The sequence below is a fragment of the Methylococcus capsulatus genome, assembly GCF_036864975.1.
GTDB lineage: Bacteria > Pseudomonadota > Gammaproteobacteria > Methylococcales > Methylococcaceae > Methylococcus.
The window spans coordinates 1,226,475-1,250,626 of record NZ_CP104311.1; the positions used below are offsets into that span (position 1 = coordinate 1,226,475).

At 63.8% G+C, this 24,152-nt stretch carries 21 protein-coding genes and 1 pseudogene; 14 read left to right on the plus strand and 8 right to left on the minus strand.

Features of this window, described 5'->3' with window-relative positions:
- The 3 genes from pilV to rlmM form a co-directional block, all read right to left on the minus strand.
- On the minus strand, positions 1-591 hold the full coding sequence (gene pilV, locus N4J17_RS06005; protein ID WP_198322087.1) for a type IV pilus modification protein PilV: 591 nt from the start codon (positions 589-591) through the stop codon (positions 1-3).
- Positions 588-1,136, minus strand: coding sequence for a GspH/FimT family pseudopilin (locus N4J17_RS06010; protein WP_198322086.1), 549 nt, complete (start codon positions 1,134-1,136; stop codon positions 588-590). Before N4J17_RS06010 ends, pilV begins: the two co-directional genes overlap by 4 nt.
- A 62-nt stretch (positions 1,137-1,198) precedes the next feature.
- Positions 1,199-2,257 (minus strand): 23S rRNA (cytidine(2498)-2'-O)-methyltransferase RlmM, encoded by a 1,059-nt coding sequence (gene rlmM / locus N4J17_RS06015; protein WP_198322085.1) that lies wholly within the window; start codon positions 2,255-2,257, stop codon positions 1,199-1,201.
- A gap of 243 nt (positions 2,258-2,500) precedes the next feature.
- Here rlmM and N4J17_RS06020 point away from each other — a divergent pair.
- A pseudogene (locus tag N4J17_RS06020) lies at positions 2,501-3,556 on the plus strand (polysaccharide ABC transporter ATP-binding protein); the annotation flags it as partial.
- A gap of 25 nt (positions 3,557-3,581) precedes the next feature.
- Entirely contained in the window at positions 3,582-4,004 is a 423-nt protein-coding gene (locus tag N4J17_RS06025) for a M67 family metallopeptidase (protein ID WP_198322083.1), read from the plus strand.
- A 4-nt stretch (positions 4,005-4,008) separates the two neighbouring features.
- On the opposite strand, the gene N4J17_RS06030 is transcribed toward N4J17_RS06025, so the two are convergent.
- The 4 genes from N4J17_RS06030 to gatC form a co-directional block, all read right to left on the minus strand.
- Entirely contained in the window at positions 4,009-6,663 is a 2,655-nt protein-coding gene (locus N4J17_RS06030; RefSeq protein ID WP_198322082.1) for a cation-translocating P-type ATPase, read from the minus strand.
- 148 nt (positions 6,664-6,811) lie between these two features.
- Positions 6,812-8,242 (minus strand): Asp-tRNA(Asn)/Glu-tRNA(Gln) amidotransferase subunit GatB, encoded by a 1,431-nt coding sequence (gatB, locus tag N4J17_RS06035; RefSeq protein WP_198322081.1) that lies wholly within the window; start codon positions 8,240-8,242, stop codon positions 6,812-6,814.
- A gap of 27 nt (positions 8,243-8,269) precedes the next feature.
- Positions 8,270-9,727, minus strand: coding sequence for an Asp-tRNA(Asn)/Glu-tRNA(Gln) amidotransferase subunit GatA (gene gatA, locus N4J17_RS06040; protein WP_198322080.1), 1,458 nt, complete (start codon positions 9,725-9,727; stop codon positions 8,270-8,272).
- Between the two features lie 51 nt (positions 9,728-9,778).
- Complete coding sequence (gatC, locus tag N4J17_RS06045) at positions 9,779-10,066, minus strand: Asp-tRNA(Asn)/Glu-tRNA(Gln) amidotransferase subunit GatC (RefSeq protein WP_198322219.1); 288 nt, start codon at positions 10,064-10,066, stop codon at positions 9,779-9,781.
- 103 nt (positions 10,067-10,169) lie between these two features.
- Between gatC and N4J17_RS06050 the strand changes: the two genes are divergently transcribed.
- The 12 genes from N4J17_RS06050 (at position 10,170) to N4J17_RS06105 (ending at position 21,912) form a co-directional block, all read left to right on the plus strand.
- The gene (locus tag N4J17_RS06050) at positions 10,170-11,213 is read left to right on the plus strand and encodes a rod shape-determining protein (RefSeq protein ID WP_198322079.1); all 1,044 of its coding nucleotides are present in this window, start codon (positions 10,170-10,172) and stop codon (positions 11,211-11,213) included.
- Positions 11,214-11,231: 18 nt separating this feature from the next.
- Positions 11,232-12,134, plus strand: coding sequence for a rod shape-determining protein MreC (mreC, locus tag N4J17_RS06055; RefSeq protein WP_198322078.1), 903 nt, complete (start codon positions 11,232-11,234; stop codon positions 12,132-12,134).
- 19 nt (positions 12,135-12,153) lie between these two features.
- Positions 12,154-12,612: a rod shape-determining protein MreD gene (gene mreD / locus N4J17_RS06060; protein WP_277458392.1), complete on the plus strand. Its 459-nt coding sequence runs from the start codon at positions 12,154-12,156 to the stop codon at positions 12,610-12,612.
- Between the two features lie 30 nt (positions 12,613-12,642).
- Entirely contained in the window at positions 12,643-14,478 is a 1,836-nt protein-coding gene (mrdA, locus tag N4J17_RS06065; RefSeq protein ID WP_198322076.1) for a penicillin-binding protein 2, read from the plus strand.
- Complete coding sequence (rodA, locus tag N4J17_RS06070; protein WP_198322075.1) at positions 14,475-15,608, plus strand: rod shape-determining protein RodA; 1,134 nt, start codon at positions 14,475-14,477, stop codon at positions 15,606-15,608. The genes mrdA and rodA overlap by 4 nt, the downstream gene beginning before the upstream one ends.
- A gap of 167 nt (positions 15,609-15,775) precedes the next feature.
- Positions 15,776-16,954: a D-alanyl-D-alanine carboxypeptidase family protein gene (locus N4J17_RS06075; protein ID WP_198322074.1), complete on the plus strand. Its 1,179-nt coding sequence runs from the start codon at positions 15,776-15,778 to the stop codon at positions 16,952-16,954.
- Positions 16,955-16,970: 16 nt separating this feature from the next.
- Positions 16,971-17,822, plus strand: coding sequence for a D-amino acid aminotransferase (locus tag N4J17_RS06080; protein WP_198322073.1), 852 nt, complete (start codon positions 16,971-16,973; stop codon positions 17,820-17,822).
- Positions 17,819-18,082: a YbeD family protein gene (locus N4J17_RS06085; protein WP_198322072.1), complete on the plus strand. Its 264-nt coding sequence runs from the start codon at positions 17,819-17,821 to the stop codon at positions 18,080-18,082. The genes N4J17_RS06080 and N4J17_RS06085 overlap by 4 nt, the downstream gene beginning before the upstream one ends.
- 94 nt (positions 18,083-18,176) lie before the next feature.
- A complete protein-coding gene (gene mgtE, locus N4J17_RS06090) occupies positions 18,177-19,622 on the plus strand; it encodes a magnesium transporter (RefSeq protein ID WP_198322071.1) in 1,446 nt (481 codons plus the stop codon).
- A 6-nt stretch (positions 19,623-19,628) separates the two neighbouring features.
- Positions 19,629-20,252 carry a lipoyl(octanoyl) transferase LipB gene (gene lipB, locus N4J17_RS06095; protein WP_198322070.1) on the plus strand — a complete coding sequence of 208 codons (624 nt, stop codon included), beginning with the start codon at positions 19,629-19,631 and terminating at the stop codon, positions 20,250-20,252.
- Positions 20,249-21,217 carry a lipoyl synthase gene (lipA, locus tag N4J17_RS06100; protein WP_198322069.1) on the plus strand — a complete coding sequence of 323 codons (969 nt, stop codon included), beginning with the start codon at positions 20,249-20,251 and terminating at the stop codon, positions 21,215-21,217. The genes lipB and lipA overlap by 4 nt, the downstream gene beginning before the upstream one ends.
- Positions 21,218-21,309: 92 nt before the next feature.
- Complete coding sequence (locus tag N4J17_RS06105) at positions 21,310-21,912, plus strand: nuclear transport factor 2 family protein (RefSeq protein ID WP_198322068.1); 603 nt, start codon at positions 21,310-21,312, stop codon at positions 21,910-21,912.
- A gap of 91 nt (positions 21,913-22,003) precedes the next feature.
- Here the strand turns inward: N4J17_RS06105 and N4J17_RS06110 are convergent, their stop codons facing one another.
- The gene (locus tag N4J17_RS06110; RefSeq protein ID WP_198322067.1) at positions 22,004-23,902 is read right to left on the minus strand and encodes a glycoside hydrolase family 5 protein; all 1,899 of its coding nucleotides are present in this window, start codon (positions 23,900-23,902) and stop codon (positions 22,004-22,006) included.
- Between the last annotated feature and the right edge of the window lie 250 nt (positions 23,903-24,152).

The following is a 24,152-nucleotide window of genomic DNA, read 5'->3' on the forward strand; positions in this document are numbered from 1 at the left end:
TCAGACGCATCCTCCGCTGATGCCTTCCCGGCAGATATAGGTGCTGAGCCGGAAGATCCGGCGGTATTCGTTGTGGGCCCCGTATTGGCCGTTGCCACAGGTGTCGGAGGCGTTTTCCGAGCCGGCTTCGGGCAAGAACGGCTCACGCCCGCGCCAGACGATGGTCACGGTGTACTGGCCGGAGCCGCCCGCATTGCTGCTGGTCACACACAGCGTGGGGTTGGCCAACCCACCCACCTTGGAGGTGTTCGCGCCGGTTCCGGTGGTTTCGGTGGCGCCCAGCAGACTGCGCTGGAAGTCGCGGCGGTCGCAGGCCGCGAGGTTAGCCGGAGTCGTGCAGTCGAGCGAGTCGCTGAACGTGGTGTTCGCATCGAGGGTCGCAGCGTAATGGGCCAGGGCTTGGGTATTCAGCCGCATCCGCTCCAGCACGTCCTGCGCGATGGCTGCTGCCAGGCTGCGCTGGGCGGATTCGAACGCGGTTTTGCGGGCAGTGATCTGCAGGGCGGCGAGTCCCAACAGCGCCACCGCGAAGACGAACACGCTGATGAGCACTTCGATCAGGGTGAAGCCGTTAGGGTGAGACCGCTTCATTGGCAGTCGCTTTCGGAAAGATTGACGCCATTGCTACCCTTTTCCTGAATCTGGTTGCCGTCGTCGTCGCGGGTGGTCCGCAAGCGTCCCGTCATCGCCAGCACCAGGCCTCGCGCCTTGGTGTAACCGCGACTGTCGCAGAAGATGAAGGTGCCGTTGTCCACACCGCTCAGGAACCCGTTGCCGCCGTAAACCACCCGGTTGCTGCCGGTGTACTTGATGGTCATGGTCAGCGACGAAGAAACCGGGTCATGGATTCTCAGTACGGTTGCATCGGCCACCACGATCCAGCCGTCCGTCCAATTCTTCGAGTCGTCGCAGGCGGTGCCGCCGGTGTTCCGCTTGCATACTGTGACCGTGCTGTTGCGCTTCACGGCTTCACTGCGGGCATAGCTCAAGTCGGCCACCAGCGAATTGATCTGGGCTGCCATGCGGTTATCCAGGATCAGATCGCGGAAACCGGGTATGCCCACGGTGAGCAGGACGGCGGCGAGGGCGATCCCAATCATGAGTTCGATCAGGGTGAAAGCGGCGGTTCTGCGCATCGGCGACCTCAGGGGTAGTGAACGCATGAGTTTTAAGCCCCTTCCCGTCGGTAACGTTTGATCTACGACACCAGATTGAGAAATCCCGTCACTTCTTCCCGGTCGTGGTAGAGCTGGCGGAATCTCAGGCGGTGGAACACCCCTTTCCCGGCTAGCCGTTCCTCGATCAGGTCGCGGCAGCGTTCGACTTCTTCGTAGCGCTTGTTCATCGGCAATTTTAGATTGAACACGGCATAGCGGAAGGCGCCGTCGGCCGCCCAGTCGGCCACCAGCCGAGCGATCCGCGAGGGCTGTTCCACCATGTCGCAGACCAGCCAGTCGACCGGCCTGGAAGGCCGGAAGCGGAAACCGTCGGTGCGCAAATGGGTCACCAAACCGGAGTCCAGCAGCACCGGGGCCAGGTTGCCGTTATCGACCGCAGTGGTACGGATGTGGCGCCGCACCAGTTGCCAGGTCCAGCCACCGGGGGCGGCGCCCAGATCGACGGCGCTCATGCCTGGCCTGAGCATGGTTTCGGGCCGGTCGACGAACACCAGGAAGGCTTCTTCGAGTTTGAGGGTGGAGCGACTGGGGGCGGAACGGGGGAACTTGAGGCGGGGGATGCCGCAGGGCCACGGAGCTGAATCGCCCGGCAAGGTGTAGCCGAGGTACGCGGCGGTCGAAGTCAGAAAGAAGACGTGCAGGCGCGGGGCCTGCGGCCCGCCGCTCAGTAAGTCGGCCGCGGCAGCTGCGAACGGATGCTCGAATTTGCGGGTGAAAACGGCCAGTTCCTTGGCCTCATTGGTATCCGCGGTTTCCAGCCAGAGCGTCGAATAATGTCGCTGCAGGCTGGCTGCCGCACCGATGAGCGGGGTGATCCGGTCGTCGACCGGGAGGTCGGACAAGGGGCCGATGGCGAAAATCCGCTGGCGGGCGAATATCAGCGCATCGAAGTGCAGGCTGGCGGCCTGGGTCGCCAGGACATTGGGCTCGTGCGCCACGAAGACCACATGGGCCGAGTTCTCCTTTGCTCGGATGTAGCCGGAAACTCCTGCCGCCAGGGTGTGGGCCTGGATTTCGCTTGCGCACTCCTTTTCGAAGCCGCGGCGGCAGTAGAGCAGGATCGATGAGGGGGATGTCAAGGCTTTACCTGTGGCCGGGCCTGGTTTAAGTTGCAAAACGGCGAAAGCCGCGCATTCTAACCGACATTCTCCGTTCCGACCGTGAGTTCCCCCCCTATCCTGGCCGACCGGATCGGCAAGAAGTTTTCCCGCTCCCTGGGTCATTCGTTGTGGCATTCCGCCCAGGATCTGGGGCGGCGTCTGGTCGGGCGACGGCCGGCGCCGGTGTTGCGCGCCGGCGAATTCTGGGCAGTGCGGGACGTATCCCTCACCGTCGCGGCGGGCGAATGCTTAGGCCTGATCGGACCCAACGGCGCAGGCAAAAGCACGCTGCTGCGGATGCTTGGCCGCGAATACCGTCCGGACGCCGGCCGGGTCGAGCTGCGGGGGGCGGTGAAATCGCTGATCCGCTTGGGGCACGGGCTCCAGCCGATGTACAGCGGGCGCGAAAACGTCTATCTCAAGTGCGCGGAACTGGGGCTGTCCAAGCGCGACACCGACGCCAGACTGGACGAAATCGTCGCCTTCGCTGAACTGGAGGCGGCGCTGGAGCGCCCGGTCAAGCAATATTCCGACGGCATGTACGCCCGTCTGGAATTCGCCATCGCCACCTGTATGCCGATTGATGTCCTGCTCATCGACGAAGTGCTGGCGGTGAGCGACGTCGCATTCCAGTTGCGATGTCTGGAGCGGCTCGAGACCCTCAAGCGCGAGGGCAGCGCTCTGGTGTTCGTCTCTCATTCCGAGATGAATCTGCGCCAGGTGGCGGACCGCTGCCTGCTGCTGTTCGACGGCCAGGCCATGGCCGAGGGACGGCCGGAAGCCGTATTGGGGAAATACTATGAGGCAGTGGGCTATTTCAATCGCGATCTGAAGTCTTGCGGTGTCCTGCCGGCCAGGCCCCCCGACGCTTCGGCCGGGCTGGACTTTCCCGGGCCGGCCCCCGAGTCCCTTCAGGCTGTTCCCGGCCAGCCGCTGGCGTTCGAGCTGGAATACCGGGCCGAGCGGAATTTCGAGTTCGTGGAGCTGCGGCTCGAATTCTGGAACACGGCAGGTCTGCTCGTGGCCAGCACGCTGGCGGCGGGCGGCCGGCCATGCCTGACCAGGGGGCGGGGGCGTTTTCGGGTGGAACTGCCTTTCCTCGGGCTGGGAGCCGGGATTTACGATGTTGCCGTGTCGGCGAGGGCGGGCGGACGCAACTTGGCGTACAAGGGGGCGGTCCGGCGCATCCAGGTGCTGCAGACTGCCTGCGACCGCCCCGGCGGCTTCGGCGTCATCGAAGCGCATATCCGGACGGCGCCGTCGGGCAAGACGTTTTGAACATCCGCTACGGGAGACAATCTCAGTGATCAAGGAACAGTGTGTGATCCCCAGGTATCTGGTCAACCAAATCCTGCATTTGGCCCAGGCTTCGCCGGAGCGCGAGGTGTGCGGGCTGATCGGTGCCGCCGCAGGACGGAGGATGCGCTGTTATCCCGTACCCAACGTCGCCGAACGCCCGGAATGCCGCTTTCTGCTCGATCCGAAGGGGCAGATCGACGCGCTGCGCGCCATGCGGGAGCGAGGGGAGGAGCTGTTCGCGATTTTCCATTCGCATCCCACGGCCGCAGCCGTTCCTTCCCCGGTCGACCTGGAATTCGCCGCTTACCCCGATGCGCTGCATCTCATCGTTTCCCTGAGCACGAAGGGAGTGCTGGAAATGCGGGGCTTCCGTATCGGATCGTCGTCGGCGCCGGGCGAAGTCGAACTCCTGTTGGCACCGGAATGATCTGTCAGGGGTTGGTTTGGCGATCTTCCCGGTAGATCCATCCGCGCCGACGCATCCATTTCTCCAGTTCCACCGCCCAAAACACCACGGTGGAGAGGAGCAGACAGACCGCCAGCTCGTGGGGTTCCAATGCCTGTGTCCTGAAGATGGGCTGCAGCAGCGGGACATAGAGCACCGCCATCTGCAGCAGGAACGTGAGCAGCACGGCGCCGAGGAGTGGCTTGTTCGAGAAGAAAGCCTGGGCGAAGAACGATTCCCGCTCCGACCGGATGGCAAGGACATGCCCCATCTGCGACAGCGTCAGGACGGTGAATACCATGCTTTGCCAGTGTTCCGAACCGGTATGGTAGGCCCAGGACTGCGACAGCAGGGAGATGCCTCCCATCAGCAGTCCGATCCAGAGAATGTGTTGCCACATGCCATGCGCGAAGATACTTTCCTGCGGTGGGCGCGGAGGGCGCTCCATGATGCCGCGTTCCGGGGGCTCGGCCGTCAGCGCCAGGCCCGGCAGGCCATCGGTGACCAGATTGATCCAAAGGATGTGGATCGGTAACAGTGGGATCGGCAGCATCAGGAATGGTGCGAGGAATAGAGTCCATATCTCCGCCGAATTGCTTGTCATCGTATATTTGATGAACTTGCGTATGTTGTCGAAGATCCGACGTCCCTCCCGGACGGCGGCGACGATGGAGGCGAAGTTGTCGTCCAGGAGGATCATGTGCGCGGCCTCCCGCGCCACGTCGGTGCCGATCTTACCCATGGCTACGCCGATGTTGGCGCATTTCAAGGCGGGGGCGTCGTTGACGCCGTCACCGGTCATCGCCACGAATTCGCCTTTGTCCTGCAGCGCCCGGACGATCTTGATCTTCTGCTCCGGGGCGACTCGGGCGTAGACGCGGATTTCCTCCACCTGTTTCTCGAATTCTGCCAGGCTCAGCCGGGCCAGTTCCTCACCGGTCAGGACTGCATCGTCCTCGTCGGCGATGCCCAGCCGGCGGGCGATGGCACGTGCGGTCGCCGGATGGTCGCCGGTGATCATGACCGGCTTGATCCCCGCCGTTTTGCACAAGGCCACCGCTTCCGCGGCTTCGGGCCGAGGCGGGTCCATGAGCCCGACCAGACCGAGGAAGCACAGCCCGGTTTCGACGGTTTCAGGGTGCAGATCCGCCGGCGGCTCCGGCCATTCTCGGTAAGCCAGAGCCAGCACCCGCAGCCCGTCCGCAGCCATGCCTTCGGCAATCTCCTGTAACTCCCCGATCTGGATGGGGCGGGGACCTTGGGCGCTCCATGCCGTCCGACAGCGCGGCAACAGCTTTTCCGGCGCGCCCTTGGTATAGGCGATCAGTCCTTCGCCTTCGCGATGGAGCGTCGTCATCAGCTTGCGCTCCGAATCGAAGGGAATCTCCGCGGTGCGCGGGGACGAGGCGGCAATCTGCGTGCCGGGATAGCCTGCCGCGGCGGCCGCTTCGTACAGTGCGGTTTCAGTGGGGTCCCCCAGGAGACGCCCTTCTTTGTCGAGCCGGACGTCGTTGTTCAGGGCCATGGCCCGCAGTATCGGCTCCGGCAGCGCGGTGGTCGTCCGGCCGTCGGCATAGAAAGCCTCGGCCCGCATCCGATTCTGGGTGAGGGTGCCGGTCTTGTCCGAGCAGATATAGGTGACCGAGCCCAGCGTTTCGACCGCCGGGAGGCGCCGGATCAGCACGTGTTGCCGGATCATTTTCCGCGCGCCCAGCGCCAGGGAGACGGTCGCGACGGCCGGGAGGGCTTCCGGAATGGCGGCGACCGCGAGGCTGACGGCGGTGAGGAACATCAGTATCGGCTGTTCGCCCCGCAGCAGTCCGACCACGAAGATGATGGCGCAGATCGCCAGCACCAGCAGCGCCAGTCGCTTGCCGAGCTGGGCCAGTCGATTCTGCAGTGGCGTGCGGCTTTCCTTTTCTTCGTGCAGGAGCCGGGCGATCCGGCCGAGTTCGGTTTCCATGCCGGTGGCGATCACGCTGCCCAGGCCCCGCCCGTAGGTGACGATCGTGCCCTTGTAGGCCATGTTTCGGCGCTCGCCGAGCGCTGCGTCCGGATTGCGGATCGCTTCGGTGGACTTGCCGACCGGCTGGGACTCGCCGGTGAGGGTGGCTTCTTCCACCCGGAATTGGGCGGTCTCCAGCAAGCGGATGTCGGCCGGTACGATGTTGCCGGCTTCCAGCAGCACCAGGTCGCCGGGAACGAGCTCATGGGCCGGCACCTCGTGATGCTGCCCGTCCCGCACGACCCGCGCGGTGGGCGCGGCCATGCTCTGCAAGGCCGAAATAGCGCGTTCGGCACGGTATTCCTGGATGAAGCCGATGGCTGCGTTGAGGACGACGATCACTACGATGGTTACGGTATCGGCGATCCCGCCGACCAGGCCGGAAACGATGCCGGCCAGGATCAGGACCACGATCATGAAATCGGCGAACTGGCTCAGCAGCATGGCCAGCGGGCCGCGGGGCCGTTGCTCGATGATGAGGTTCGGCCCCAGTTCGGCGAGCCGCTGCTCGGCCTCCCGTTGCGACAGCCCCGTCTGCGGGTCGACCTTGAGCCAGGCAGTGATCTGCCACGGTTCGAGCAGATGCCAGTGCGCCTGTGGATAGGATTGCCGGGTCGCGGGGGGCTTGCGTTTCATGGCGGAGGTCCTCGGTGTCTCATCCTTCGCGGCAGAGAGTGGATGATTCGCCTAGGGTAGCCACCCCGCTGGCTGGGCGGAAGGTCTGGCGGCATCGCCTCGGGTCTTGCGGGGGAGTCCGAAGCTTCCCCCCGGTTGTTTTTTTGTGTTATTGCAGCTTCTTCTTGAGCAGTTCGTTGAGCTGGGCCGGATTGGCCTTGCCCTGGGTGGCTTTCATGGCCTGGCCGACGAAAAAGCCGAACAGCTTGTCCTTGCCGGCGCGGTACTGGGCGAGCTGATCGGGGTTGGCTGCGATGATCTGGTCGATGATCGCCTCGATCGCTCCGGTGTCGGTGATCTGCTTGAGTCCCTGTTTCTCGATGATGTCGTCGGCGCTGCCACCTTCGTTCCACATGGCTTCCAGCACTTGCTTGGCGATCTTGCCGGAAATCGTGGCGTCGGCGATGCGGCGGATCAGTCCGGCCAGCCCCGCGGCGTCGATCTTCGACTCGGTGATCTCCAGCCCATCTTTGTTGAGGAGGCCGGACAGTTCCACCATCAGCCAGTTGGCGCACAGCTTGGGGTCGCTGGCGGCTTCACCGACCACGGTTTCATAAAAGTCGGCCAGTTCCCGGCTGGCGGTCAGCACTTCCGCGTCGTAATCGCTCAAGCCGTACTGTGCCTTGAAGCGCTCGCGCTTGGCGTCCGGCAATTCGGGCAGGGTGGCTTTGACCTCCTCGATGAAGCCGCTGCTGATTTCCAGCGGCAAGAGGTCCGGGTCGGGAAAATACCGGTAATCGTTGGCCTCTTCCTTGCTGCGCATGGAACGGGTTTCGTCCCTGACCGAGTCGTACAGCCGGGTTTCCTGGATCACCTCGCCGCCACCTTCCAGGATCTCGATCTGGCGAGCGATCTCGTGGTTGATCGCTTTTTCCACGAAGCGGAAGGAGTTGAGGTTCTTGATTTCGGCGCGGGTGCCGAACTTTTCCTGGCCCTTGGGCCGGACGGACACATTGGCATCGCAACGGAACGAGCCTTCCTGCATGTTCCCGTCGCAGATCTCCAGATAGCGCACCAGGGCGTGCAGCTTCTTCATGTAGGCTACTGCCTCCTTGGCGGAACGCAGATCCGGCTCGGACACGATTTCCAGAAGCGGGGTGCCGGCGCGGTTGAGGTCGATGCCCGTATAGCCGTGGAAGTCCTCGTGCAGCGACTTGCCGGCATCTTCCTCCAGATGGGCGCGGGTGATGCCTATGGTCAGCTCTTTCCCGTCGACGTTGATGTTGAGCTTGCCGCGCGCGACCACCGGCAGATCGTACTGGCTGATCTGGTAGCCCTTGGGCAGGTCGGGGTAGAAGTAATTTTTGCGGGCGAACACCGACACCGGCGCGATCTCGGCGCCGATGGCCAGGCCGAATTTGACCGCCATGCGCACGGCTTCACGATTGAGCACCGGCAGCACGCCGGGCAGGCCGAGATCGACGGCGCAAGCCTGGGTGTTGGGCTCGGCGCCGTAGGCGGTGGGGGCGCCGGAGAAAATCTTCGAGCGGGTGGCGAGCTGGGCGTGGATTTCCAGCCCGATGACAGTTTCCCATTCCATGTTCGGTTACACCTTGGAAGCTTTGGGTTAATCGGCGATGCCGGTCGGGACGTGGGTGTGCCAGTCGGTGGCCTGCTGGTAGCGGTGGGCCACGTTCAGCAGGCGGTCTTCGCTGAAATAGCCGCCGATGATCTGCATGCCGACGGGCAGGCCGTCGGCAAAGCCGACCGGGATCGACATGCCGGGCAGACCGGCCAGGTTCACCGCGATGGTGTAGATGTCCGACAGGTACATGGCGATGGGGTCCGCGCTCTTGGCGCCGAACTCGAACGCCACCGAAGGTGCGGTCGGTCCCATGATGACGTCGACCTCCTCGAAAGCCCGGCGGAAGTCCTCGCTGATCAGGCGGCGGACCTTCTGGGCCTTGAGGTAATAGGCATCGTAATAACCGGCTGACAGTGCGTAGGTGCCGATCAAAATGCGGCGTTTGACCTCGGCGCCGAAGCCTTCGCCACGTGAACGGGTGTACAGGTCGGCCAGATCGGCGGGGTTTTCGCAGCGGTGGCCAAAGCGCACACCATCGAAGCGGGCCAGGTTGGAGGAGCATTCCGCCGGGGCGACCACATAATAGGCCGGGACCGAGAGATGCATGTTGGGCAGCGAGACTTCCTTGACGGTGGCGCCGAGCTTTCTGTACTCGTCCACGGCCTCCTGGATCAGGCTGGCGATGGCAGGATCGAGTCCTTCGCCGAAAAACTCTTTGGGCAGGCCGATGCGCAGGCCGTCCAGATTATTGGCAAGGGCGGCGCAGTAGTCCGGCACCGGACGGTCGACGCAGGTCGAGTCGCGCTCGTCGAAACCGGCCATGGTCTGCAGCATGATGGCGCAATCCTCGGCGGTGCGCGCCATTGGGCCGGCCTGATCCAGGCTGGACGCGAAGGCGATCATGCCCCAGCGCGAGATCCGGCCGTAGGTCGGCTTGAGGCCGGTGATGCCGCAGAACGCCGCGGGCTGCCGGATGGAGCCGCCGGTGTCGGTGCCGGTCGCGCCCGCCGCCAGCCGTGCAGCGACCGCCGCGGCCGAGCCGCCGGAGGAGCCGCCGGGTACCGTGCCGGTGTTCCATGGATTCTTCACCGGACCGTAGTAGCTGGTCTCATTGGACGAGCCCATGGCGAATTCGTCCATGTTCAGTTTGCCGAGCATGACCGCGCCGGCGGCGCTGAAGCGCTCGACCACGCAGGCGTCATAGGGCGAAATGAAGTTGTCCAGCATCCGGGAGCCGCAGCTGGTGCGCACACCCTTCGTGCAGAAGATGTCCTTCTGGGCGATGGGGATGCCCGTCAAGGGGCCGGCCTCGCCTTTCGCGATGCGCTCGTCGGCAGCGCGGGCCTGGGCCAGGGCGATTTCCGGGGTGGTCGTGATGAAGCTGTTGAGGATGGGGTCGAGCCGCTCGATGCGAGCGAGATGGGTTTGCGTCAGTTCGACGCTGCTGAATTCTTTCCGTTCGAGACCGGCGGCCAGTTCGGCGATGGTCTTGCGATGCATGCGGTGGCGCTCCGAAATGTGCGAATGTTTGAAGGGGAAGGCGGCACGGGTTTATTCGATGACCTTGGGTACCAGATAGAGTCCGGCCTCGACCAGGGGCGCATGGGCCTGGAACAGGGCGCGCTGGTCGGTCTCGGTGACGGTGTCGGGGCGCAGGCGCTGGGCCTCGTCCAAGGGATGCGCCATCGGCGCGACCCGGCTGGTGTCGACGCTGCCCAACTGTTCGACGAAGCCGAGAATCTGCGACAGATCGCGGGCGTAGGCTTCGACCTTGTCGTCGTCGATGGCGAGACGTGCCAGCCATGCGATTTTGTTGACTTCTGCGGCGCTGAGCGACATGAGCGTATCCTGTTGATGGGCGATATTATTCATATCATACCGCATCTCTTGCTGGCCCCCCCACCCCGTTGCTAGAGTATACTTTTTGCCAGGCCGGTTCCCGATGTTTAAGCGTCTGCGCGGTTATTTTTCAAACGATCTGTCGATTGATCTGGGCACGGCCAATACCCTGATTTACATCAGAGGTCAGGGCATCGTCCTGAACGAGCCCTCGGTGGTGGCCATTCGGGAAGACAAGAACCGCGGGGCCAAGTCCATCGCCGCCGTGGGAGCCGCGGCCAAGTCCATGCTCGGACGCACGCCGGGCAACATCACCGCCATCCGTCCGATGAAGGACGGCGTCATCGCCGACTTTACCCTGACGGAAAAGATGCTCCAGTATTTCATCCATAAGGTCCACCCGAACCGGCTGCTGCGGCCGAGTCCCAGGGTCCTGATCTGCGTGCCCTGCGGCTCGACCCAGGTGGAGCGCAAGGCGATCAAGGATTCCGCCGAGGGTGCCGGGGCACGCGAGGTCTATCTGATCGAAGAACCGATCGCTGCCGCAGTTGGCGCGGGCCTGCCCGTGAGCGAGGCCCGCGGCTCGATGGTGATCGACATCGGTGGGGGTACCTCGGAAGTCGCCATCATCTCGCTCAACGGCGTGGTGTATGCGGCTTCGGTCCGCATCGGCGGCGACCGCCTGGACGAGGCGATCATGAATTACGTCCGGCGCAATTTCGGAACCCTGATCGGCGAGGCCACCGCCGAGCGCATCAAGCACGAGATCGGTTCGGCGTATCCAGGCAGCGAGGTCAAGGAAATCGCCGTCATGGGCCGGAATCTGGCCGAAGGCATACCGCGCAGCTTCACCCTGAACAGCAACGAGATCCTCGAAGCCTTGCAGGAGCCGCTCGCGGGTGTGGTGGAGGCAGTCAAGCAGGCGCTCGAGCAGACCCCGCCGGAACTGGGTGCCGACGTGGCTGAGCGGGGCATCGTCCTCACCGGGGGAGGCGCTTTGTTGAAGGACATCGACCGGCTCATCGCCGAGGAGACCGGCCTGCCGGTGGTGGTGGCCGAGGATCCGCTGACCTGTGTCGCCCGTGGCGGCGGTAAAGTGCTGGAGCTGCTGGACCAGAAAGGCGGTACCCCCTTCTTCCTCGAATAATTTCGTTCCCCATCAGCGTTGCGACGAGAGGGGCGCGCCATCAAACTCGCATTCACCAAGAAGCCGGCCCAGAATTTCCGGCTGCTGGTTTTCGCCATCGCTTCCCTGGTCCTGCTCGCGGCTGACCGTCGCGGAGCGATCGGCGCTTTGCGCAGCGGGCTGGATGCCGCGGTCTATCCTTTGCAGCAATTCGTCAGTGCGCCCGTGCGTTTCGCCGAGTGGATCCGGGAAAACGTGTCCGGCTACACCAGCATTCTGGAAGAAAACCAAAGGCTCAAGGAGGATCGCTTCCGCCTGGAGGCCAGGCTGGCGAAATTCTCCGCATTGGAGCAGGAAAACATCCGTCTGCGGGCGCTGTTGGGGGCGTCGATCAAAATCGGCGAGCATTTCCTGATCGCCGAACTGCTGTCCATCAACCTGGTGCCCTACGAGCACCTGGTGCTGGCCAACAAAGGTTCGAACATCGGCGTCCATGTCGGTCAGCCGGTGTTCGACGCCCGCGGCGTGGTGGGGCAGGTGCTGCGCGTCTCGCCCGTCAGTGCCGAAGTGATGCTGATCACCGATCCGAATCATGCCATCCCGGTCCAGGTCGAGCGCAACGGCCTGCGGACGATTGCGGTGGGCACCGGCCGGATCGACCGGCTGATCCTGCCGTATCTGAGCGGCAGCGCCGATATCCAGGAGGGCGACCGGCTGGTGACTTCCGGCATGGGCGGCGTGTTCCCGGCCGGCTATCCGGTGGCGACGGTGGTGGACATTTCCAACACCGGCAGTTCGCTCGCCAAGGTCTCGGCGGAGCCGGTCGCCCCGCTGGATCGCATCCGCGAGGTTCTGCTGGTATGGACCCGCAGCGACGTCCAGGCTCAGGACAAGGCGGGGGAAGCCCCCCCTGGCGCAGCGGTTCCGCATGTGGCCCGCTAGGCGGACTTCCCCCCGCATCGTGATTTTCGCGAGCCTGGCCGCCGCGATGGCGATGCGAATCGTACCCTTGCCGCAAAGCTGGGCGCTGTGGAATCCGGACTGGATTCTGTTGCTGCTGATCTATTGGGCCGTGGCGGCTCCCGACCGCGTCGGCGTCGGTACCGCCTGGCTGACCGGTCTCCTGGCGGATGCGCTGACGGGGCGGCTGCTGGGTCAAGAGGCTCTGGCATACAGTCTGGTCATCTATGTCGGCGTGCGTTTTCACCGGCGTTTCCAGCTCTATTCGATGGTTCAGCAGGTTTTGGCCGTCGTGCTGCTGCTCGGCCTGGGGCTCCTGCTCATCCTGTGGACCCGCCATATCCGAGGGCCGGCCAGTGCGCCGGAAGGCTACTGGTTCGCGGCATTGTCCGGCGGCCTGGTCTGGCCTTTGGTTCGGGCCGTGCTCGACGGGCTGCGGCGCCGTTGCGGCGCGGCATAGCTTCAAGCCTGCCCCGGCCCTGCCCAAGCCATGAACATCCGCGCTAAACGAAGGCTCCAGAACGACGTCCGGGTATTCCAGTCCCGCATTGCCTTCAGTGTGGTCCTGCTGCTGCTGGCGGTGGCGGCGCTGGTGGCGCGTCTGGTTTATCTGCAAATCGTCGGTCACGAACACTACGCGACCCTGTCACAGGACAACCGCGTCAAGATTGCGCCGTTGCCGCCTACGCGGGGTATCATCTACGACCGCAACGGCGAGGTGCTGGCCGACAACGTGCCTTCGTACAGTCTGGAACTGGTGCCGGAACGCATCGACGACCTGGACGCCACGCTGGCGGAACTCCAGACCCTGCTCGGGCTGAGCGACGAGGACGTGCGCCGGTTCCGCAAGCTTCAATCCCAGCACAAGAGCTTCGAGAGTATTCCTCTCAAGATGCGGCTGGATGAAGAACAGATCGCGCGTTTCGCGGTCAAGCAGCCGTTCTTTCCCGGTGTCCAGATCGCCGTGCGCATGATCCGGACCTATCCTTACGGCGAACTCACGGCACATGCCGTGGGCTATGTCAGCCGCATCAGCGAGGCCGACCTGAAGACACTCGATCCTTCGCTCTATAGCGGCACCTACCACATCGGCAAGAGTGGGATCGAAAAAACCTACGAGACGCTGCTCCATGGCCGGACCGGCCACCAGGAGCTGGAAACCAACGTCCAGGGGCGTTCGATCGGCGTTCTCGATACGGTACCGCCCGTGCCGGGGGCCGATCTGCGCCTGTCGCTGGACATCAGCCTGCAGCGTGCGGCGATCGACGCCCTGGGCGACTACAACGGCGCGGTGGTGGCGATGGAGCCCGCGACGGGCCGGGTGCTGGCCTTCGTCAGTAAGCCGAGCTTCGATCCCAATCCCTTTGTGTACGGCATTCCCAAAGCGGACTACGACCGCCTGCAATCCTCGCCGGACCGCCCTTTGTACAATCGTGCCTTGCGCGGGGTCTACCCGCCGGGGTCGACGGTGAAGCCGTTCGAGGGCCTGGCGGGACTCGAAGTCGGGGATCTCTCCGCCGATCGCAAAGTGTCCTGCCCAGGCTATTTCCAGTTGCCCAACTCTTCACATCAGTACCGCGACTGGCGCAAGGGCGGCCATGGTGCCGTCGATCTGAAATCGGCAATCACCCAGTCCTGCGACGTGTATTTCTACAAATTGGCGCTGAGCCTGGGCATCGACAAGCTGAGTGAATTCATGGGGCGGTTCGGTTTCGGCAAGCGCACCGGGATCGACATTCCGGGTGAGTTGCCGGGCGTCTACCCCTCCAAGGAGTGGAAGAAGAAGCGCAGCAAATATCCCTGGTTTCCGGGAGAGACGGTCATCACCGGCATCGGTCAGGGCTATGTGGGGGTGACGCCGGTGCAATTGGCAAGGGCCACCGCCATTTTGGCCAACCGGGGCCACGTGGTTACCCCGCGGCTGCTGGATGGGGTGCAGGGCGGGGCCGGCGCGGCGCCGGAGGAACCCCGCGGGGACGACCTGGCCATTGCGCCGGAGCACTGGGACACGGTGATCCAGGCGATGATCGACGTCGTGCACAGTGCCCGTGGCACCGCGAAGAGCATCGCCGGCGGCCTTTCCTACCATGTCGCCGGCAAGACCGGGACGGCGCAGGTGTTTTCCGTCGGCCAGGGGCAGAAATACCGGGAATCGGAGGTCAAGAAAGAGATGCGGGACCATGCCTTGTTCATCGCCTTCGCGCCGGCCGAACAGCCCCGCATCGCCGTGGCCGTGCTCGCCGAGCACGGCGGGCACGGCGGCTCGGTCGCCGCGCCAGTCGCCCGCGCGGTGATGGAGCGCTATCTGAACGGGAGTGTGCCATGAGATACGATTCCGGACTGGCCGGTTTCCTTGCCGGAGAGACCCGCTTCGAACGCATCATGAAGCGGATCCACATCGACATCCCGCTGTTCGCCGGTCTGATCACCTTGTCCGGGGTCGCTCTGGTGATCCTGTATTCCGCTTCGGCGCAGAGCTTCGATGTGCTGCTGCGGCAGGGAATCCGTCTGCTGCTGGCCATGTCGGTCATGCTCGCCATCGCTCAGATCCATCCGCGCCATTTCCGTTTCTACAGCCCGCTGCTGTACGGGGCGGGGGTGTTGCTGCTCGCCGCGGTGCTGGTCATGGGCGAGATCGGCAAGGGTGCGCAGCGCTGGCTCGACCTCGGGGTGGTGCGGTTCCAGCCCTCGGAAATCCTTAAGCTGGCGGTGCCGATGACAGTGGCCTGGTATTTGGCCGAATGTCCGGTTCCGCCGGCATTCCGGCATATCGCGGTGGCCGGCGTGTTCATCGCGATACCGGTGGGGCTGATCGCCAAGCAGCCCGACCTGGGGACGGCTATCCTGGTCGGTACGGCCGGAGCGGTGGTGGTGTTTCTCGCTGGAATCCGTTGGCTCTACCTACTGGTGCTCGGCGGTGCCGGGGCGGGACTGTTGCCGGTGGTCTGGCATTTCCTGCACGATTACCAGCGGGATCGGGTATTGATGTTCCTGAATCCCGAGGCGGATGCTTTGGGCCGCGGTTATCACATCATCCAGTCCAAGATCGCCATCGGCTCCGGCGGGTTTTATGGCAAGGGCTGGTTGCAGGGTTCCCAAGCCCAGTTGGAGTTTCTGCCGGAGAAGTCGACCGATTTCATCTTCGCGGTGGTGGCCGAAGAGTTCGGCCTCCTCGGCTGTCTGGGGTTGCTGGCGATTTATCTGTTCATCATCGGCCGCTGTATCCACATCTCGATCCAGGCGCAGGATGCCTATACCCGCCTGCTCAGCGGCGCCCTGACCCTCACGTTTTTCGTATATGTTTTCGTCAACACCGGCATGGTCGTCGGCATCCTGCCGGTGGTGGGTGTGCCGCTGCCGCTGGTGAGCTACGGCGGGACTTCCATGGTGACCCTGCTCGCCGGCTTCGGCATCCTCATGTCCGTGCAGACGCATCGCAAGCTGCTGCCGGGCTGAGCCCACGAAACTGCGGCCTGCCCTGTATTTCGGGACTGGTCCGGTGTCTCCGCCCCGGTGCTGGGGGTATCCGTGGGGGCGAAACCGCCCGTCCTGGCTTTCGTCTGTCCGTGGCGGGGGGGCGTGTTAAACTAACGGCACTGCAAATCAACCCAACCCTACGGCGGATGAACGTGAAAGCCCTCCTGATTCACGCCCGATGGCATGTTTTCCTCTCTCTTGTCCTCCTCGCCGGATGGTGTCTGCCGCTCCAGGCGGAGCCGCCGCTGATTCCCGCCCCGCCTGATTTGCCAGCCAAGGCCTATTTGCTGCAGGATTTCTACAGCGGCCGGGTGCTGGCAGAGCGCAATGCCGACGAGCGGCTGGAGCCCGCCAGTCTGACCAAGGTGATGACGGCCTACATCCTGTTCCGCGAGCTTGCCAAGGGACACATCAAGCTGGAGGACATGGTGACCGTCAGCGAAAAGGCTTGGCGGACCGAGGGGTCGCGGATGTTCGCCCAGGTCGGTGCCCAGATTTCGGTGGAAAATCTGCTCAAGGGCATGATCGTCCAGTCCGGCAACGACGCCAGCGTCGCTTTGGCCGAGCATGTGGCGGGTGACGAGTCCGTCTTCGCCCAGATGATGAATCAGAATGCGGAGCGTCTGGGGATGACCAATACCCATTTCAAGAACAGCATGGGGCTGCCCGACCCCGACCACTATACGACCGCCCGTGACCTCGCGACACTGACCCGGGCGATGATCAAGGAGTTTCCGCAGTACTATCCCTGGCACTCCATCAAGGAGTTCGTGTTCAATGGTATCAAGCAGGTCAACCGCAACCGGCTGCTGTGGCGCGATCCCACGGTGGACGGCGTCAAGACCGGCCATACCGAAGGGGCGGGCTACTGCCTGATCACCTCCGCCTTACGTGACGGCGATCGGATGATTTCGGTGGTCCTGGGATCCAAGAGCGACACTGATCGCGCCAACGCCAATCAGGCACTGCTCAACTACGGCTTCCGCTTCTTCGAAACCAAACCGGTTCACAAGGGCGGCGAAGAACTCGCCAAGGCCCGCATTTGGAAAGGCGAGCAGACCGAAGTGCCAGTCGGCGTGGACGAGGATTTGTACGCGACCTTTCCGCGCGGGCAGTTCCAGAATCTGAAGACGGCGATCGAAGTGGACACCAATGCCATGGCACCGGTTAGGAAAGGCGATAAACTGGGTAACATCCAGGTCACGTTCAACAACGAGACTATCCTCCAGCGGGACTTGGTGGCGTTGCAGGAGGTGCCGGAGGGCGGCATCTTCCGTCGGGCGCTGGACCATGTCCTGCTGTGGCTGAAACAGCGGCAAGGCTAGATCGCGGGGTTCCGTCATGAGCGGCCCTCTGGTTTATCTCAACGGCGAGTTTCTGCCGCTGGATCAGGCCCGCGTGTCTGTCCTGGACCGGGGATTCCTGTTCGGCGACGGGGTGTACGAGGTCATCCCGGTCTACGGCGGGCGGCCGCTCCGGCTGGAGGAGCATCTCCGCCGGCTGGATGACAGCCTGCGAGGTATCCGCATGACATCGCCGCTGGTGAGGTCCGAGTGGGCGGAAATCATCGGCCGCCTGATCGACGGGGGGGGCGATCAGGCGGTTTATCTGCAGGTGACGCGCGGCGTGGGTCCTGCCAGGGACCACTCGATCCCGGTGGGGGTTCGGCCCACGGTCTTCGCCATGGGTTCGCCGATCACGCCGGTCCCGGCGGCCGGCGCGCGCGCAATCACGCTGGAGGACATTCGTTGGCGCTGGTGTAACATCAAGGCCATCACCCTGTTGCCCAACGTCCTGTTGCGGCAGCAAGCGGTCGAACGGGGTTGTGCCGAGGCCGTGCTGGTTCGTGAGGGTCACATCACGGAAGGGACGGCCAGCAATGTGTTCGCCGTGATCGGCGGCGTGATCGTCACCCCGCCCAAGGGGCCTGAACTGCTTCCCGGTATCACCCGCGACCTGGTGCTGGAGCTGGTTCGGGCGGAGGGCCTGCCGGCATGGGAGCAGGCGATCCCGCTGGAAGAGTTTGCCGGGGCCGAGGAAATCTGGATCACGAGTTCGACTCGGGAAGTGCTGCCGGTGGTCGAGCTGGACGGCCGGCCGGTTGGCCGGGGCCGCCCCGGGCTCGTCTGGGAGCGGGTCAGTGCGCTGTACCAGGATTTCAAGCGCAGGTTCAAGCGCGGTGTCACGGCATGAGCCTGGATACCCTGCTCGAATTTCCCTGCGAGTTTCCGATCAAGGTGTTCGGTCCGGCGGAAGGCGACTTCGCCGCTTCGGTCGAAGCCGCGGTGCGACTGGCTGCGCCGGAGCTGGAAGAACTCGGCGTCAGCGTCCGGGCCAGCGGCGGTGGCCGGTTCGTGGCGGTGACGGTGACGATCGTCGCATCGAGTCAGGCCCAGATCGAGGCAATCTACCAGCGCATCGGCACGTTGCCCGGCGTGCTCATGGTTCTTTAACGACAGTTCCGTCCGGGTATGGTATAAGCCCGGGCGCCCTTCCATCCGCCGGCAGATCCGTCGGCGCAGTGATCACCGACATCCGTTGCCAGCCATGTCCGATTCCACCATCGAAACCAGCGACGAAAGACTGCGCCGGCTCGTGCGCGAAGTGGTGGAACTGCTGGAAAAACAGAAACTGGAGGAGACGATACTGCAGCATCAGCCGATGTCCCGGCACGAGCTGATCGAAAACCTGATGCACAAGCAGCATCAGGTCGCACTCAGGCAGAAGCTCGATTCGCTCCACGCCGCTGACATCGCTTACGTGCTGGAGTCGCTGCCGCAGGCGCAACGTCTGGCCGTGTGGGCGCAGGTGGATCCTGAAATGGACGGCGAAATCCTGCTGCATGTCTCGGATGCGGTGCGCGAATCACTGATTTCGGACATGGACCGGGATGAACTGCTGCATGCCACCGAGCAGCTCGATACGGACGAAATCGCCGATCTGGCTCCCGACCTTCCCGATGAGGTCATGCAGGAGCTGCTGAAGTCACTCAACGACCAGACCCGTGCCCAGCTCGAATCGGTCCTGTCCTATGAAGAGGACACCGTCGCCGCGATCATGGATTTCGGCATGGTGGCTATCCGGGAGGACACGACGCTGGGAGTCGTGCTGCGCTATCTGCGCCAGCGCGGCGACCTGCCCGAGAACACCGACAAGCTGTTCGTGGTCGACAAGCAGGGGGTGCTGCGCGGCGTGCTCTCGCTCAAGCGCCTCCTGCTGCGGAGCCCCGAAGCACGGGTGGCGGACGTCATGTCCAGAGATGTCGTCATGTTCCATCTGGATGACGATGCGTCCGTCGCTGCCCGTGCCTTCGAACGCTACGGTCTGCTTTCGGTGCCTGTGGTGGACGATCAGCAGCGCCTCGTTGGCCGCGTCAGTATCGACGCCATCGTCGATTACATCCGCCACGAGTCCGACGAGGAGGCACTGGCCCAGGCCGGTCTGCTCCAGGAGGAGGACTTGTTCGCCGGCATCTGGAAGAGCGTCAAGAACCGTTGGGTTTGGCTGGGAATCAACCTGTTGACGGCTTTCGCCAGTACCCGCGTCATCGATCTATTCGATGAGACCATCAGCCGGGTGGTCGCGCTGGCCTCCCTCATGCCCATCGTCGCCGGCATCGGCGGCAATACCGGCACTCAGACCAGCACCCTCATTGTCCGCTCGCTCGCTCTCGGCCTGGTCGATTCGTCCAACGTGCGGCGGCTGGTGTTCAAGGAAATCGCTATCGGCCTGATCAACGGGATCGTCTGGGGTAGCGTCATCGGCGTCCTGACCTATGCGCTTTACCGCGAGCCGAAGCTGGCGGCCGTGATGGCGGCAGCCATGACGCTGAATCTGCTGGTGGCGGCGGTGACGGGGTTGTTCATCCCGTTGATCCGGGCCCGGCTGGATCTAGACCCCGCCATCGGCACCAGCGTGTTGCTCACAGCGATCACCGACGGCATGGGCTTCTTCATCTTCCTGGGGCTGGCCACCCTGTTTCTGCTGAACTGAACCCGGATGGCTTTCCGTATCCGCATGCTGGGGCGCGCCGATTACGAACCGGTCTGGCGAGCCATGCAGGAATTCACCGGGCAGCGTGCCGATGACACGGCCGACGAACTGTGGCTGGTGGAGCATTCGCCCGTCTACACGCTCGGTATGAACGGCGATCCCGCCCATATCCTCGATGCCGGCGATGTGCCGGTGGTCCAGACCGACCGCGGCGGCCAGGTGACCTACCATGGTCCCGGCCAGCTCGTGCTTTACACGCTGGTGGACCTGCAAAGGCGGAAACTCGGCGTGCGGCGGATGGTCAGTGCGCTGGAACAAGCCGTCATCAGCCTGTTGCGCCAGTATGGCCTCGAAGCGCAGGCGCGCAGCGATGCCCCGGGGGTTTATGTGGATGGCGCCAAGATCGCCTCGCTCGGTTTACGTGTCCGCCGCGGTTGCTGTTATCACGGCGTCGCGTTGAACGTCCGTCCCGAACTGGAGGCCTTCGGCCGGATCCATCCCTGCGGTCATGCCGGTTTGGCGGTGACGCGGCTGGCCGATCTGGGCGTCGCTGCACAGGTGTTCGAACCGGCGGCGGCACTGGTGCGGGAATTGATGGTCCAGCTTGGCGACGAGGAAATCGCGGCATGAAAACTTTGGACAACAATCAGGCGCCCTCGCGCCAGACGCCGGAGTCCCATCAGCGGGGCGCGGAAAAACTTTCGCGCATCCCCGTCAAGGTCGAATCCGTCGCCCCTCTACGCAAGCCCGATTGGATCCGGGTCCGGGCAGGCGCGGGCGAGGAAGTCCGACGCGTGAAGCGGCTGCTGCGCGAGCGCGGTCTGCACAGCGTCTGCGAAGAAGCGGCCTGTCCCAATCTGGCGGAATGTTTTGGCCACGGCACCGCCACCTTCATGATCCTCGGCGACATCTGCACCCGCCGCTGCCCTTTCTGCGACGTCGCCCACGGCCGCCCGGCACCGCCCGACCCCGCCGAACCGGAGCGTCTCGCGGAAACCATCGCCCTGTTGAGGCTGCGCTACGTGGTGATCACCTCGGTCGACCGGGACGATCTGCGCGACGGCGGCGCGGGGCATTTCGCCGCCTGCATCCGGGCTTTGCGCTCGGGGTGTCCGGCGCTTTCCGTCGAGATTCTGACCCCCGATTTCCGTGGACGGATGGCGGTGGCCCTCGACCTGCTTGCCGCCGACCCACCCGATGTATTCAACCACAACATCGAAACCGTCCCCCGCCTGTACCGCCAGGCGCGGCCCGGAGCCGACTACCGCCAATCGCTGGAGCTCCTGGCGCGGTTCCGCGACAAGGTGCCGGCCGTGCCGACCAAGTCGGGGCTGATGCTCGGCCTGGGCGAGACCCTGGACGAGGTGCGCGACGTGCTGCGCGATCTCCGCGGCCATGGCTGCGAGATGCTCACGCTGGGACAGTATCTGCAGCCCAGCCGGGACCATCTGCCCGTGGTGCGCTACGTTCCACCGGCGGAATTCGACGAACTCGCAGCGTATGCGCGGGAACTGGGTTTCGCCAGCGTCGCAAGCGCTCCCCTGGTGCGCTCGTCGTATCATGCCGACCAGCAGGCCGCCATCATCGGACGCTAAGACGCCCCGGCCTGCGTCGAATATTTCGCTTTACGCGAACGGGTCCGCGCCATGCGGAGCTTTCGATCAATCACGACAGAAGAGGATTTTGCATGCCCGCCTACCCACGAGCCGAGCTGGAAGAAATGGTCGCGCGCTGGCTGGCCGCCAACCGCGATGCGGAGCGCGCCGGCGACTGGGTCCAGTCGCTCGGTGCGATGTACACCGAGGACGCCGAATACGGCTGGAACATGGGGCCCGATCAGGAATTCCTAGCCCGCGGACGGCAGCAGATCATGGACTGGGCACTGGGCTTCCACATGGAGGGTTTCGAACAATGGCGCTACCCGTACGACCACGTGGTGATCGACGATGCCCAGGGCGAGGTCATCGGCTTCTGGCGCCAGGTATCGCCGGCTCGGCGGCCCGATGGCAGCCACTACGAGGTCGCCGGACTCGGCGGCTCGTGGTTCCGCTACGGCGGCGACTACCAATGGAGCTGGCAGCGCGATTTCTTCGACCTGGGCAATGTCAAGGCATTGTTCATGGAGCTGGCGGCCAACGGCCAGCTCGACGCGCCGGTGCGGCGCAAGATCGCTAGGCTGGCGAAAGGCCAGGCGATGCCCGGCGTTTATCCCTTGCATCCGGCGCCCGGCGTGCTCGCCAGGCTCAAGGGGTATTACGCGATGGCCCGCATCGTTCTGTTCGGCGCTTAGCGTCTTTCCAAAAGCCCCAGCGTATTGCGAAACCCGAGGGGACTCCAAGTCCCCGCGGGAACTGACCGGGCCGAGGCTCCCCCTTCCGGCTTCAACGCACGGCGCAGAATCCGAACTGAACCGTACCGTTGGCGGGTACCGTCTTGTTCCAGTCGAGGCCGCTCGCGGTTAGCAGATTTCCGGATTGGGTATAGACGGCATTCCAGAGGTTGTCGATGGTGCCTTCAATGGCGAGGCTGACTTGCCAGACGATCGGTGCCGAACCGGCGTTGCGGACGTCGACCTGCGCGCAATAGCCAGCGCCCCAATCCGATTGAACGGTCAGCGTCGTCTTCAGCCCGCCTGCGGGTGGATTGGTTTCGTCGGTGTCGGCGGTGGAGGTGCAACCCGGATCGGCCGGATAATCGCTAAGGCCATCGCCATCATTATCGACGCCGTCGGCACATGCCGCCTTGGGGGCGGGCCGGTCGGCACAGAATCCAAAAGTTGCGGTGGCGCCGGCCTGGAGCGTTTCGTTCCAGTTGAGGCCGGAGGCGTCGACTTGGCTTCCTGTCTGAGTGTAAGCTGCGTTCCACAGGTTGTTGATCGTTCCCTGCACGGCGAAAGACGTCTTCCATTTCACCGTGGTGGAGGTGCCATTGGTCACCGCGACGTCGGTGCAGTAGCCTGTGCCCCAGTCGGAGCTGACCGTCAGCTTAGCCGGGAGACTCTGTGACGCAGGCGTAGTGACCGGGTTGGATTCGTCGGTGTCGGCGGCAGAGGAGCAGCCGGGATCGGCGGGATAGTCGGTGGCGCCATCGCCGTCGTTGTCGATTCCGTCCGCACAGGCGGGAGTCGGCGCGGGCGTCGAAGTCGGCACCGGCGTCGGCGAGGGCGTCGCAGCTCCCCACAAGCGGCTCAGCAGGTCGACCTTGTCCTGCCAGACATGGGTCCAGTCGTCCTGGAGGATTCCGCCGGTGTCCCCGCTGTTGGGATTCCAAGCCCAGTAGAACAAATGCCTGATGTCTTTGCCGACGAGGTAATCGACCAGGGCATTCTGGAACGCCTTGTCCTTAGGATCGCCGCCGTGGCCGTATTTGCCGCCGGTTTCCCCGATGGCGACGGTGTAACCCTTGTCCTTGAAATGGCCAAAATGGGCGTTCCAGATGGCCGGCATGTTGGCAGGGAAGTCGGCGGCGCCGAAATACGGCTGGGCATAGACGTCCGGCCCGTAGACATGAGGCGACAGTACCAGCCGGTTCGCCGGGATGGCCAGGGGATGGCAGTCCTGGGGTTCCAGATTGCCTCCCCACCAATGGTTGATCGTGCCGCTGCAGATAGGGTTTTCCTGGACGCCCTCCACGAAAACCAGCACGTCCGGGGCGGCGCCGAGCACCGCCGCGGCGGCCTTCTCCGCAGCCCTGTTCCAGTCGGTGGCGACGTTGCCGGTGCCCCAGGTGGCGGCGCCGTGCGGTTCGTTCTTCAGGTCGATGCCCAGGAAATGGGGAACGGATTTGTAGCGGCTTGCCATGAAGCTCAAGTCGTCGATCCATTGCTGCTCGGTGTAGGCCGGGCTGTACCAAAGTTCTGCTATGCCGTCGTTGCAGTCCAGTCGGTGATGATCGAGCAGGATGTAAAACCCTAAGCGATCGAATTCGGCGATGACGGCATCCAGGACTTGCAGCGAATTCTTGCCGGAAAGATCGGCGTTCAGCGTCGCATTGAAGTTGTTGACGGCGACGCCGTCGAGCGTAGCCGGGCAGACCGGCAACCGCACGGCGTTGAATCCCAGGGATTTCATTTGGGCGATCATGTCCTTCCAGTTGCGCGCCCACAGGCCGTGAGCAATGTGGTCAGCGGTTTCGAAGCCGAACCAGTTGAGTCCGCGCAACTGCACGGCTTGACCGTTGCCGTCGTAGATGTTCCCGTTATCCACGGAATAGGCATGGCTCCAGCCGGGAGTTTGGAGCAGGACAAGCAATAGAAGGTTTTTGCTATTAAGACTTTTCATGGGAAATCCCCTTTTGAAGTGCCGGTGTGGTCGGTGCTGAGCATGGATCCACCATCGCGGGTAAGTCGCTGACCCGGATTGGGCTTGAAGGTTTGAGCCTGCGACGGGGATCTTTAAGTTCCACCGGTTGTGCAAGCATCGGTTATGCCGCTGTCATGGAAACAGCCCCCGAAGCCGTTAGCTGAGGAAACTGCCATACGTGCCGTATCAAGGAAAATCATCAAGTTGCAAACTTCGGGGGACGATCGCT

What these genes read in the sequence shown, in the direction of transcription:
- mrdA (WP_198322076.1), top strand. Translation starts at nt 12,643, where the DNA reads ATGAACATCCGCGCTAAACGAAGGCTCCAGAACGACGTCCGGGTATTC.
- N4J17_RS06105 (WP_198322068.1), top strand. Translation starts at nt 21,310, where the DNA reads ATGCCCGCCTACCCACGAGCCGAGCTGGAAGAAATGGTCGCGCGCTGG.
- gatB (WP_198322081.1), bottom strand. Translation starts at nt 8,242, where the DNA reads ATGGAATGGGAAACTGTCATCGGGCTGGAAATCCACGCCCAGCTCGCC.
- N4J17_RS06050 (WP_198322079.1), top strand. Translation starts at nt 10,170, where the DNA reads ATGTTTAAGCGTCTGCGCGGTTATTTTTCAAACGATCTGTCGATTGAT.
- lipB (WP_198322070.1), top strand. Translation starts at nt 19,629, where the DNA reads ATGGCTTTCCGTATCCGCATGCTGGGGCGCGCCGATTACGAACCGGTC.
- pilV (WP_198322087.1), bottom strand. Translation starts at nt 591, where the DNA reads ATGAAGCGGTCTCACCCTAACGGCTTCACCCTGATCGAAGTGCTCATC.
- N4J17_RS06010 (WP_198322086.1), bottom strand. Translation starts at nt 1,136, where the DNA reads ATGCGCAGAACCGCCGCTTTCACCCTGATCGAACTCATGATTGGGATC.
- gatA (WP_198322080.1), bottom strand. Translation starts at nt 9,727, where the DNA reads ATGCATCGCAAGACCATCGCCGAACTGGCCGCCGGTCTCGAACGGAAA.
- N4J17_RS06030 (WP_198322082.1), bottom strand. Translation starts at nt 6,663, where the DNA reads ATGAAACGCAAGCCCCCCGCGACCCGGCAATCCTATCCACAGGCGCAC.
- N4J17_RS06110 (WP_198322067.1), bottom strand. Translation starts at nt 23,902, where the DNA reads ATGAAAAGTCTTAATAGCAAAAACCTTCTATTGCTTGTCCTGCTCCAA.
- mgtE (WP_198322071.1), top strand. Translation starts at nt 18,177, where the DNA reads ATGTCCGATTCCACCATCGAAACCAGCGACGAAAGACTGCGCCGGCTC.
- gatC (WP_198322219.1), bottom strand. Translation starts at nt 10,066, where the DNA reads ATGTCGCTCAGCGCCGCAGAAGTCAACAAAATCGCATGGCTGGCACGT.
- N4J17_RS06075 (WP_198322074.1), top strand. Translation starts at nt 15,776, where the DNA reads ATGAACGTGAAAGCCCTCCTGATTCACGCCCGATGGCATGTTTTCCTC.
- lipA (WP_198322069.1), top strand. Translation starts at nt 20,249, where the DNA reads ATGAAAACTTTGGACAACAATCAGGCGCCCTCGCGCCAGACGCCGGAG.
- rodA (WP_198322075.1), top strand. Translation starts at nt 14,475, where the DNA reads ATGAGATACGATTCCGGACTGGCCGGTTTCCTTGCCGGAGAGACCCGC.
- N4J17_RS06085 (WP_198322072.1), top strand. Translation starts at nt 17,819, where the DNA reads ATGAGCCTGGATACCCTGCTCGAATTTCCCTGCGAGTTTCCGATCAAG.
- N4J17_RS06080 (WP_198322073.1), top strand. Translation starts at nt 16,971, where the DNA reads ATGAGCGGCCCTCTGGTTTATCTCAACGGCGAGTTTCTGCCGCTGGAT.